This window comes from Mesorhizobium sp. M4A.F.Ca.ET.022.05.2.1, from assembly GCF_003998845.1.
Taxonomy (GTDB): Bacteria; Pseudomonadota; Alphaproteobacteria; order Rhizobiales; family Rhizobiaceae; genus Mesorhizobium.
Genome location: NZ_RZOJ01000234.1, coordinates 1 through 9,570, shown reverse-complemented (window position 1 = coordinate 9,570; position 9,570 = coordinate 1). Strand labels below are relative to the sequence as shown.

General features: G+C 65.2%; 9 protein-coding genes and 1 pseudogene. 1 reads left to right on the top strand and 9 read right to left on the bottom strand.

Annotated features, from left to right (window positions below):
* Nucleotides 1-171 precede the first annotated feature (171 nt).
* Entirely contained in the window at nt 172-804 is a 633-nt protein-coding gene (locus EN745_RS22515; protein WP_210213770.1) for a DUF4129 domain-containing protein, read from the bottom strand.
* 147 nt (nt 805-951) lie between these two features.
* Here EN745_RS22515 and EN745_RS22510 point away from each other — a divergent pair, with 147 nt between their 5' ends.
* Nucleotides 952-1,734, top strand: a complete 783-nt coding sequence (locus EN745_RS22510) for a hypothetical protein (RefSeq protein WP_127399822.1) — start codon at nt 952-954, stop codon at nt 1,732-1,734.
* A 57-nt stretch (nt 1,735-1,791) separates the two neighbouring features.
* Here EN745_RS22510 and EN745_RS36245 read toward each other — a convergent pair whose 3' ends face one another.
* From EN745_RS36245 to EN745_RS22465, 8 genes and pseudogenes are all read right to left on the bottom strand, one after another.
* Nucleotides 1,792-1,965 carry a hypothetical protein gene (locus EN745_RS36245; protein WP_189363124.1) on the bottom strand — a complete coding sequence of 58 codons (174 nt, stop codon included), beginning with the start codon at nt 1,963-1,965 and terminating at the stop codon, nt 1,792-1,794.
* Nucleotides 1,966-2,099: 134 nt separating this feature from the next.
* Entirely contained in the window at nt 2,100-2,933 is an 834-nt protein-coding gene (locus tag EN745_RS22500) for a hypothetical protein (RefSeq protein WP_127422288.1), read from the bottom strand.
* 293 nt (nt 2,934-3,226) lie between these two features.
* A pseudogene (locus EN745_RS22495) lies at nt 3,227-3,466 on the bottom strand (hypothetical protein); the annotation flags it as partial.
* Between the two features lie 126 nt (nt 3,467-3,592).
* The gene (locus tag EN745_RS22490; RefSeq protein WP_127422287.1) at nt 3,593-5,233 is read right to left on the bottom strand and encodes an ABC transporter substrate-binding protein; all 1,641 of its coding nucleotides are present in this window, start codon (nt 5,231-5,233) and stop codon (nt 3,593-3,595) included.
* A gap of 226 nt (nt 5,234-5,459) precedes the next feature.
* Nucleotides 5,460-6,539 (bottom strand): alpha/beta hydrolase, encoded by a 1,080-nt coding sequence (locus tag EN745_RS22485; protein ID WP_127422286.1) that lies wholly within the window; start codon nt 6,537-6,539, stop codon nt 5,460-5,462.
* Nucleotides 6,540-6,549: 10 nt separating this feature from the next.
* Nucleotides 6,550-7,227 (bottom strand): isochorismatase family protein, encoded by a 678-nt coding sequence (locus tag EN745_RS22480; RefSeq protein ID WP_127422285.1) that lies wholly within the window; start codon nt 7,225-7,227, stop codon nt 6,550-6,552.
* Between the two features lie 261 nt (nt 7,228-7,488).
* Nucleotides 7,489-8,793: a Xaa-Pro peptidase family protein gene (locus EN745_RS22470; protein ID WP_127422283.1), complete on the bottom strand. Its 1,305-nt coding sequence runs from the start codon at nt 8,791-8,793 to the stop codon at nt 7,489-7,491.
* A 176-nt stretch (nt 8,794-8,969) separates the two neighbouring features.
* Nucleotides 8,970-9,570, bottom strand: a 601-nt coding sequence (locus EN745_RS22465) for a helix-turn-helix domain-containing protein (protein ID WP_127422282.1), incomplete at its 5' end; no start/stop codon positions are given.

Genomic DNA, 9,570 nt, shown 5'->3' with positions numbered 1-9,570 from the left:
AGCCGGAGCCGCCCTTGGAGAGCGGCGTCGCGCCGCCATTGCCTGGCGTACGGAAGTCGGGCGCGTAGGTGGACAGGAGGAAAAAGCCGGCGGCGGCGAACAGGCTGGCGAAAATGCCCCAGAACAGCGTCCTGCGGCTGAACGGTTCCTGCGCTTCGGCCGCCGGCGCGCTCATGCCCAGGCATCCCGGAAAGCGAACCGCTCATAGGCGCCGCGCGCTTGCTGCCAGCCTTCGGCGCCAACGGGCCGGCGGGCGAACAGCGCGGCCTCGACGATTCGCGCGATCTCGCTGAACGCGCCGCGTGGCCGCGCCGGCAGGGAAGGAGCATTGGCGATGTCGCGCGCCGTCAGCGAGGGACGCAGGAAGTCGGGCAGGCGCCCGGCTATGTCGGCGACGCTGCGGCGAAGCAGGAGATGGACCGCCTCGTCATAGTCGCCGCGCGCCGCAAGCGCGTCGGCTTCCGACAGCAGGATCTGCGCCGCTGCGGCATCGGGGCGCCATTGCTCTTCCGTATCCGCTTCGCTGCGCGCGCGCCGCCACGGCAGGCGCCAGGCGACGCCTTTCACCTCCAGGACGATAAGGAACAGGATGATCGCGGCGCCCGATATCACCGCGCCCCAGAACAAGTAGATCATATAGGGGCCAAGCTGCGCCAGGAAATCCAGCAGCGGCTTCAGCCAGGCCGGAGGTTGGGGCTGCGCGAAGGCCGGCAGGTCGAACTGGATGGACGTGTCGGCCAGCAGCTGCTTATGCACTTTCGCCAGCCATTCGGCGTCCACTGTGCCCGGCTGTGCAACTGCCACCCATTTGCTCCCCTGCAAACCCGCAGCGCCGACACTGGCAATGCGGCAAGACAATTGCAAGTGGGCTGGACGCCAACTGTTAATCTTGTCACATCTACTATCGTGACAACCAGCCATTATGCGGTGGTGGTTAAAAGGGGGTGCCTTATGACTTCAACGACACTGACACGGCCTGAGAAATTCCAGATCGGCAGGGTGTTCAACAACACCTTTTCCGTGATTGGCCGCAACATAGGACTATATGTCGGCCTTGCCGCGCTGTTCTCCGGCTTGCCGGCGCTTCTCGCGCAACTTTGGACCGAATCGCGCGTGGACGTGATGCTGCAGACCGACCCTGGCGCGGCGGCCGATCCTGAAGCGATGTTCCGCAATTCCTGGGTCAGCATCGTCGCCGGACTGGTATCCTTCATTTGCGCGCTGCTGCTTCAGTCGGCGCTTGTGAGGGCAACTATCGAGGATCTGAACGGCAAGCCACCATCCTTCGGCGATTGCATCACGATCGCGATACGCTACCTGCTGCCGACCCTGGGGATAGGCATTCTGGTCGGTCTTGGCGCCGGGTTTGCCGCTATCGCCTTGCTCGTTCCGGGCATCATCCTATGGCTCGGCTGGTCCGTGGCGGTGCCGGTCCTGATCCAGGAGCGGCTCGGTGTGTTCGGCTCAATGTCGCGCAGCCGTGTCCTGACCAAGGGCAGCCGCTGGGCGTTGTTCGGGTTGTTCGTGATCCTCTTCATCATAGCCATGGTGATCCAGTCGATCACGGCGGTGGTTGTCGTCTTCTTCCACGGAATCCTTGCCGCCATCCTGGCTGCGCTGGTGCAAAGCGTGGTCTCGATGGTGATGTCTACGGCCACGGCGGTCGGCTACATCGAGCTGCGCCAGGTCAAGGAAGGCACCAGCGTCGAGGAACTGGCGGAGATCTTCTCGTGACCGGGAAGGCGGTCTGCAGGCCTATCACATCATGAAGTAGGCAACGTCGGGGTCGCTTCAGGCCGTCTGCCCGGCCGGCAGCGCGGCGGCGAGCCGCTTGGCCCAGGCCTCTACGCCCTGGTGGTCAGCCGGCAGGTCCTGCCGCATCCCGACCAGCACGGCCGGGATGCCGCGATCGTCGCCATGGATCGGCACGGCATAGTCGTCCTTGTGGCCGATGACATGGGGCACGTTGGCCGCGACAGTGTGAGCGTGCCGTCGCGGCTGAGCCCGGCGAGGATCGCCTCACCGATCCGCGTCGGCCTGCCGTTGCCGGCACGGCTCTTGAGATGCGCTGCTACCCGATCATGGCGCGAGCGGCTCTTTCACGGCTCCGAGGCCTTGAGCGCCGCCGGAACCGGATAGCGGCTGCCGTCATAGCGGAGCCGGTAGGTCCGCTTCACCGGCTTGCCGGGGTGCGACTGGCATTCGCCCTTCGTGTCGAGGGCGGGCTCGTCGGTATCCCTCCGCTCGACCACGCTGATGTCGCGATAACCGTGGTGGCTCGCCGATCGCATCGACAGGCCGGCCTTGCTGGAATGAAAGGATCCCGCGCAATTGGCGTCGCCTTCGCCGCCATAGCTGTCGACGACGAGGCCGTCGAGCACCAGGCGCAGCCCATCGCGGGTGAGGGCATAGAGCCTGAGGTCGGTTTCACGGAAGGGATTGGGCCGAGAATCGCTTGCCATTTCGATGCGCAGGCCGAAGGCGCTTACATCGGGCGCCAGCCTGTAGCGGCCGGTATCGAACTCGATCTTGCGGATGTAGATGGCATCATCATTCATCAGCCCGGGCTGGAGCAGACGCTGGCGCACCCGCAGGCTGTTCATGTCGAGGACGAGAATCTCGATATCGCCGACATGCTGGCCGTCGCCGGACTTGGCGCTGTCGATCAGTGGCACCGCGACCAGCAGCAGGTCGTCATGGGCGGGCCAGACCTTGCAGACCAGGCCGAATGAATTGTCGCCTTCCCGCAGCGTCAGGGAGATGCTGGTATGGGGTTCCAGCGTGAACGATCTTTCGTCGGCGCTCTTCTGGGCATTGGGATAGGCCAGTTGCACCAGCGCGGCGGCATCGCCGCAATCGTCCGCCGCGGCCCGGGCGGGCGACAGGCTGGCGGCGGCGAGGCCGAGGAAGAGACTACTTAGCAGCAATCGCATGGGGTTCTCACGTCGCGGGGCCGGGTTGGAACACGACTTGTGTACGCGAGATTGGTGACGGCGCACAGGGGCGGGCCATCTTCAATGGCAGCAGTCGTGCCCTGAATGCGCGCTTGTCCTGCACAGACAGGACGAGGTGATCGGCACGTCGGTCTTTGCCAACGCCGTAGCGAGCCTGGCCTGGAACCCAGGCAACTGGTCGGTCTCGCCGCGCCGCCTCAAGCATTCGACCAGCCCGTGCAGCGCCCAGACATTGTCCGGATGCTGGGCGCAACGCTGAACCGCGCCACTCAGGCCTCGGCCTCGCCATGCTCCTTCCAGGTCAGATTGTAGAAAGGCCCCGCGGCATAGGCGATGCCCCAGTGCACGAAGGCGCAATCGGGATCAGTCCGCAGCGCCTTCGCGAAGCATCTTATGCCTTCCTCGTGGTTGAAACCGTAGCACCAGTTCAGCCCGATATCGAACCAGCGCTGCGTCTCCGCCGAGGATGTGGAGATTGGGCGGCGGTAGGTGCCGAGGTTGAAGTGATCCATCCCTGACTGTTTCTCGCGTTCGCCGGTCTGAGGCCGCATGCAATCTGTGATGAATGGGCGCACATGGCAACGGCCGGCGCGGCCCTGGTTGAGCCACGCCGGCCGGGGTTGCCACCCTGGGAGGGATCAGGACTCCAGCCACACCTTCTCGAAATGCTGCTCTAGCGACTGGTGCTGCTCGCAGCCATGCACGCCCTTGCGGTAGGTTCGATAGACCGAGCGCCAGTATGGCTGGATGATGATGCCGGATTGGCGCAGATTCTCTTCGATCTTGGCCATGATCTCCTTGCGCGCCTTGGCGTCCGGCATTGCCAGCGCCTTGTCGAGGAGCTCGTCGAACTCCTTGTTGGCATAGGCGCTTTCGTTCCAGGCAGCTCCCGATTTGTAGGCCAGCGCCAGCACCTGGACACCGAGCGGCCTTCCCAGCCATTCGGTGCAGGAGAAGGGGTATTTGCTCCAGTCGTTCCAGAAGGTGGCGGCCGGCAGCACGGTGCGCTTGATCTTCAGGCCCGCCTCGCGCATCTGCGCGGCGATCGCGTCGCCGGTGCTCTTTTGCCATTCGACGTCGACCGAGATGAGGTCGAATTCATGGTCGGCCTTGCCAGCCTCGGCGAGCAGCTTCTTGGCACCATCCACGTCACGCTTGGCTGGGCCGATATCGGCGAATTCCGGATGCATCGGGCCGACATGGTGGTTGTCGGCGGGCTTGCCCCGACCGTCGATGCCGAGCTTCAGCACGGCCGAGTTGTCGACGGCAAGCTGGGCGGCACGGCGCACCTTGTCGTCGTCATAGGGCGCGTTGCCGACATTGAAGCGGGCGACGATGGTCGAGCCGGTGGCGATCTCGGAATTTTCGAGCCCCATCTCTTCGGTCTGCGATACGGCGTCTGAAGCCGTCTCGTGGTCGGTGTCGATCTCGCCGGATTCGAAGGCCGACAGCATGGCGTTGGGATCGGAGCCGTAGTCGACCCATTTGATGCCGTCGAGATGGAACTCGCCTTTCCACCAGGGCTTGTCCTTGCGCTTCACCTCCGCACCGGTCTCGGCATCCCAACTCACCAGTTCGCAAGGGCCGGTGGTGATGGCTAGAGCCTTCTTCGGGTCGCCGTCGCCCTCATAGGAGCGGTGCATGATCAGCGCCGGATAGTCGGCCATGCCGGCGATCAGCGAGATGTCGGGCTTGGGCAGGTTGAGCCTGACGGTGTAGTCGTCGACCTTCTCGATGCCGCCATCGACCGGCCTCTTGGTGTCGGCGTTGACCAGCGCGCCCATGCGCGCGGCGACCGAGTTGCCGGCGACGGAGGCATCGCACCAGCGGTTGAGATTGTGGATGACGTCGTCGGCGTTGAAGGTGTCGCCATTCGACCAGGTGATGCCCTTGCGCACATGCAGCGTGATTGTCCTGGCGTCGTCGCTGGTCTCCCAGCTTTCCAAAAGCCACGGCTCGAAGCTGAAGTCTGTATTCCAGCGCACCAGATATTCGTTGCAGTGGCGCGCCACGTTGGACATCTCGACGCCGTCGAAGGTGCGCGGATCCTTGAAACCCTTGACGTTCATGGCGACGCGCAAGGTGCCGCCCTTTTTTGGCTCCTCGGCTCGGGCCGGCGAGGGGGTAAGCCCGCCGAGTGCCAGTGCTCCGGCTGCGCTGACGCCGAAGCCGGCCATGATGGCGAAGTATTCGCGCCGGCTGATGCCGCCTTTCCGGAAGTCGGCGGCGATCGGCTCGGCCCGCGGGTGCAGTTTCCTGTCGGTCAGCATGAATTTCATCGTCGTTCCCTCCTGTTGGGCGCCCCGGCCTGTCACAGTGCGGGGACGGATGCGACCGCCGGAGCGCCTTGGCCTGCGGCGATGATAGGGCGGGGTTACGCCGGGAAATGTTCGCTTTTCCGCAGTTCTTGTGCGCTGTTCCGCACGAGGGTAGCGCCAATCTCCCCCCTTGTGGGGGAGATGCCCGGCAGGGCAGAGGGGGGCGCTGTCCCGCCCAGCATCTCGGCTATTCAGCGCCGCTGCGATGACGAATGGTTTTGAATCCTAAGGATTCTGAGGGGACGCGATCCTTCGCGCCCCCCTCTGGCCTGCCGGCCATCTCCCCCACTTGGGGGGAGATTGGCGCCTCATCGCCGGCGCCCAGCCTGGCAATGTCGGCAATAATCCTCGCAAACGCCTCGCCGGAGCGCGGCACGCTGTTGCGGGCGCGCAGGAAACTGTGCACCAGCAGCGGCTCTTCCTGCCACCAGGCCGAGCCGCCGGCGGCGACGATGCGGCCGCGATAGGCCTCGCCGTCGGAGGACAGCGGATCGCATTCGGCGGTGATGATGAAGGTCGGCGGCAGGCCGGTAAAATCGCTGTCGCGCAGCGGCGAGAAGGTCGGATCGTCCAGCGATTGACCCGGCGCGGACCGGATGCGGCGGTAGAACTCGATATCGCTGAGGCTGAGCAGCGGCGCCTCGGCGTGCTCGATATAGGAGCGGCCTGTCTCGCCGCCGAGTTCTGGATTGATCAGCACCTGCCCGGCGGCGCGGCGCTGGCTGCGGCGCGTCGCGTGCGCGACCGCCGCGGCGAGATTGCCGCCGGCGCTCTCGCCGCAGAGCACGATCGGCAGCGCGCTTGTCGCCGCCACCCATTCGAACACGGCGAGGCAATCCTCGAAGGCGGCGGGATGCAGATGCTCCGGCGCCAGGCGGTAATCGGCCGACAGAATCTCGGAGCCGGTGGCTGCGCAGAACTCGGCGCAGATGTCGTCATGGCTGTCGAGGTCGCCGAGCACGAAGCCGCCGCCGTGATAGTAGACGACGATCGCCCGCGACGCCTTGCCGGCCAAACGGTAGCGCCGGATCGCGATGTCGCGGCCGTCGGCGGCGACCACGCCGTCACTCACCGTGACATCAGCCGGACGGCCTGGATGGAAGGCCCGGCACATCGCGTTGTAGACCGCCCGTTGCTCCGCGATCGGCCGCGCCGCGATCGCGGGCGGGAACCACGCATTGACCTGGTCGATATAGTCCCACAGCTCCGGGTCGAGCAGGGTGGCGTACTTCCCCCACCTGGCCGCTTCGATCTGGTTCGTGCCCATCGGCTTGCCGTCAGAGCTCGTCGTAGAGCCGGGCCGCATTGTCGTAGGTGAAGCGCAGCGGCACCGAGCCCTCGACCTGCCACGCATCGACCGTGTCGCCCGCCAGCAGCCGGCAGGCATCGAGCGTGTTGGTGACGCCGCCGCCATAGAGCCGGTTGGCGAGGTTGAGGATGGCGGTCTGGTGCATCGCGACGCTGCCGCTGCCGCAGGCATCCTTGACCAGCAGCACGCGGAAACCAAGCGCCACCGCATCTTTCACCGTGGCGTCGATGCAGGCCTCGGTCCAGACGCCGGCAATCACCAGCCATTCGATGCCCGCCGTCTTCAGCCGGTCGGCGAACGCGCCGTTGCCGAAGGCGCTGGCCTCGGTCTTGACCAGCATCGGCTCGCCCTCGGCCGGCGCCACTTCCGCGCAGATCGCCGTCAGCGGGTCGTCCTTGTCGGAGAAGGCCGACTTGCCGCTGGCATCCACCGGATGGAACGGCCGCGCCTCGGAGAGATCGACGATGTAAGCCCAGTGGTAGAGCGGCACGAAATTGCGCCGCGCCGCCGCCTGCAGCCGCTGGACGTTGGCGAGGATGTCGCCAAACCCGTCGACCAGATAGCGTTCGTCCTTGCGATGCTCCTCCTGGAGATCGATGAACACCGCGGCCACCTTGCCGCGCCGGATGGAGATGGGCGTTTTCATGCGGATTCTCGCGCTTCGTCATTCCAGGGCGAAGCAGCCGCGAAGCGGCATTGCGAAGACCCTGGAATCCATGCCGTTACCTTGGTCTGTGATCGCCGCCTGACAGAATTCTGCACCGCTCCGACGTCGCGGCATGGATCCTAGGGTCTGCGCCGCGTCGCTGCGCTCCTTGCCTCGCCCTAGGATGACGACCGTTTTGGATGCCGCGTCCAATCCCAAAACTTCGCGATGGTGCACTGAAGACGGTGGTGGACGCCAGCTTCAAACCTGCGGCTCCAAAAATTCATTCTCATAAGGGAAGCGCGACAGCAACTCCGTCCCTGTCTCGGTGATCAGCACCTCGTCCTCCAGCTTGACGCCCTCGCGGCCGCCTTTCTCGCCGATATAGCTTTCGACGCTGACCACCATGCCGGGCACGATGATGCCGTCACGGCCATAGGTCTCGTAGTCCATCGCGTGGGCGATGAACGGCGTCTCGCCATGCATGCCGACGCCATGCATGACCGAGGTGTAGCGCTGGTCGACGAAGCGGTCCGGGATCTTCCAGGCCTTTTCGGCGATCTCGCGAAAAGCCATGCCGGGCTTCACGATGCCGATGTTGTGCTGCACCTGGTCGTGCGCCATGCGGTAGAGCGATTTCTGGTAGGCGGTCGGCTTGCCCGGCCCGCAGCGGAAGGTGCGCGAGAAATCGGAATAATAGCCGTAGCAGCCGACCGTGTCGGTATCGAGCGCGACCAGCTCGCCCGGCCTGATCTTGCGGCCGCTCGCCTCGCTGAACCACGGATTGGTGCGTTGGCCGGAGGTGAGCAGCCGCGTCTCGATGAACTCGCCGCCCTGGCGGATCACCTCGCCATACATGATGGCGAACAGCTCGTTTTCGGAGACGCCGGGCTTGATCGCTTCGCGCACGGCGGACACCGCTGCCTCGGCGCCAGCCATCGAGGCCTGCAGGCACCTCACTTCCTCCGGCGTCTTCACCGCGCGCACCGCCAGGATCTCGCCCTGGCAATCGCGCACCTCGCAGCCGCGCTTTTCGAGCGCCAGCGCCTGCAGATGGCTGCAGCGGTCGAGCCCGAGCTTCATCGAGCCGCCGCCATGCTTCTTCAGAAGCTCGGTGATCTCGTCGGCGAACGGCCCGGCGGTCTCGTCGTCGCGGCCCGATACCGACGACCAGACCAGCTTGGACGGCCGTGCCTCGTCGATCGTATCGAGCACCATCGAGACATGGTAGCTCTGCGGATATTCGAACAGCACCACCGGCCCTACGGTCGGGATGAAGAAATAGCGCGTCGAGTTACGCAGGAAATAGCCGAACATGTTGCGCGAGCCGGTGGCGTAGCGCTGGTTGTAGGGATCGAACAAAACGACCGCGCCATAGCCCGCCTCGCGCATCCAGCCGCGCAGCTTGGCGAGACGGCCCTTGCGCAGCGCATCCGCATCGATGAAGGACGGCTCGGTGTCGGAGAGCCACATGCCGCCCGCCGGATCGGCCGCCGCCGGATGGCGCATGCGATCCTTGAAGTCCACATCCTCGGTGCTGTCGGGGTCGAAAACGACGATGCTCATGGCGGTGCCTCCTGAAGGGGAGAACATGGGCTATGCGTCACAGGAAGTGTGTGCGAATTCCCGCAAATGTCGTGCCGGATGCCGCAGGCGTGGCGGATGGGAAACGATAGCACCGTGATCCTTTCGCGCCCCCTCGGTCCCGCCAGCGTCTCACCATTTCAGCACAAGCGAAGAAGCTACTGCCGCCGCGTCGCCTTCGGCGCGTGCCCGTGCTCCTCGCGAAATGCCCGCGCAAAGCTCGACATCGACGCAAACCCACACGCCAGCGCGACATCGCGCACCATAAGTGTCGAATGCGCCAGCAGGTCGGCCGCCCGTTTCAGCCGCAGCCGCCGGTAATAGCTATTGGGCGAGATATCCAGCTCGGCGCGGAAATTGCGCTCGAGTTTGTCCGGGGAAACGCCGAGCCTTGTCGCCAGCTCCGCCATGCCGAGCCGCTCCTCGACCGCATCCTCCATGATGGCGATGGCCGACAGCACCAGCTCGTTCTGCACGCCGGTGCGCAGCCTGAGCGGCATCAGCTTGCGATCGACGCTCGATCGCAAAGGACTGTGCACGAACCATTCGGCGACGCCCGCCGCGAGCTCGGCGCCATAGTCGCCGGTGATGATCTCTAGCATCATGTCGAGGCTGCCGACGCCGCCGGCCGAGGTGAAACGCTTGCGGTCGATGACGAAGAGATCGCGCCTGAGCTCGATGTCCGGGAAAGCCTCGGTGAAGGCGGCCTGGCTGGTCCAGTGCAGGGTGCAGGCATGGCCGTCGAGCAGGCCGGCGCGG

Coding starts and splice junctions, on each gene's coding strand:
- EN745_RS22510 (WP_127399822.1), top strand. CDS start 952: ATGACTTCAACGACACTGACACGGCCTGAGAAATTCCAGATCGGCAGG.
- EN745_RS22500 (WP_127422288.1), bottom strand. CDS start 2,933: ATGCGATTGCTGCTAAGTAGTCTCTTCCTCGGCCTCGCCGCCGCCAGC.
- EN745_RS22490 (WP_127422287.1), bottom strand. CDS start 5,233: ATGAAATTCATGCTGACCGACAGGAAACTGCACCCGCGGGCCGAGCCG.
- EN745_RS22485 (WP_127422286.1), bottom strand. CDS start 6,539: ATGGGCACGAACCAGATCGAAGCGGCCAGGTGGGGGAAGTACGCCACC.
- EN745_RS22480 (WP_127422285.1), bottom strand. CDS start 7,227: ATGAAAACGCCCATCTCCATCCGGCGCGGCAAGGTGGCCGCGGTGTTC.
- EN745_RS22470 (WP_127422283.1), bottom strand. CDS start 8,793: ATGAGCATCGTCGTTTTCGACCCCGACAGCACCGAGGATGTGGACTTC.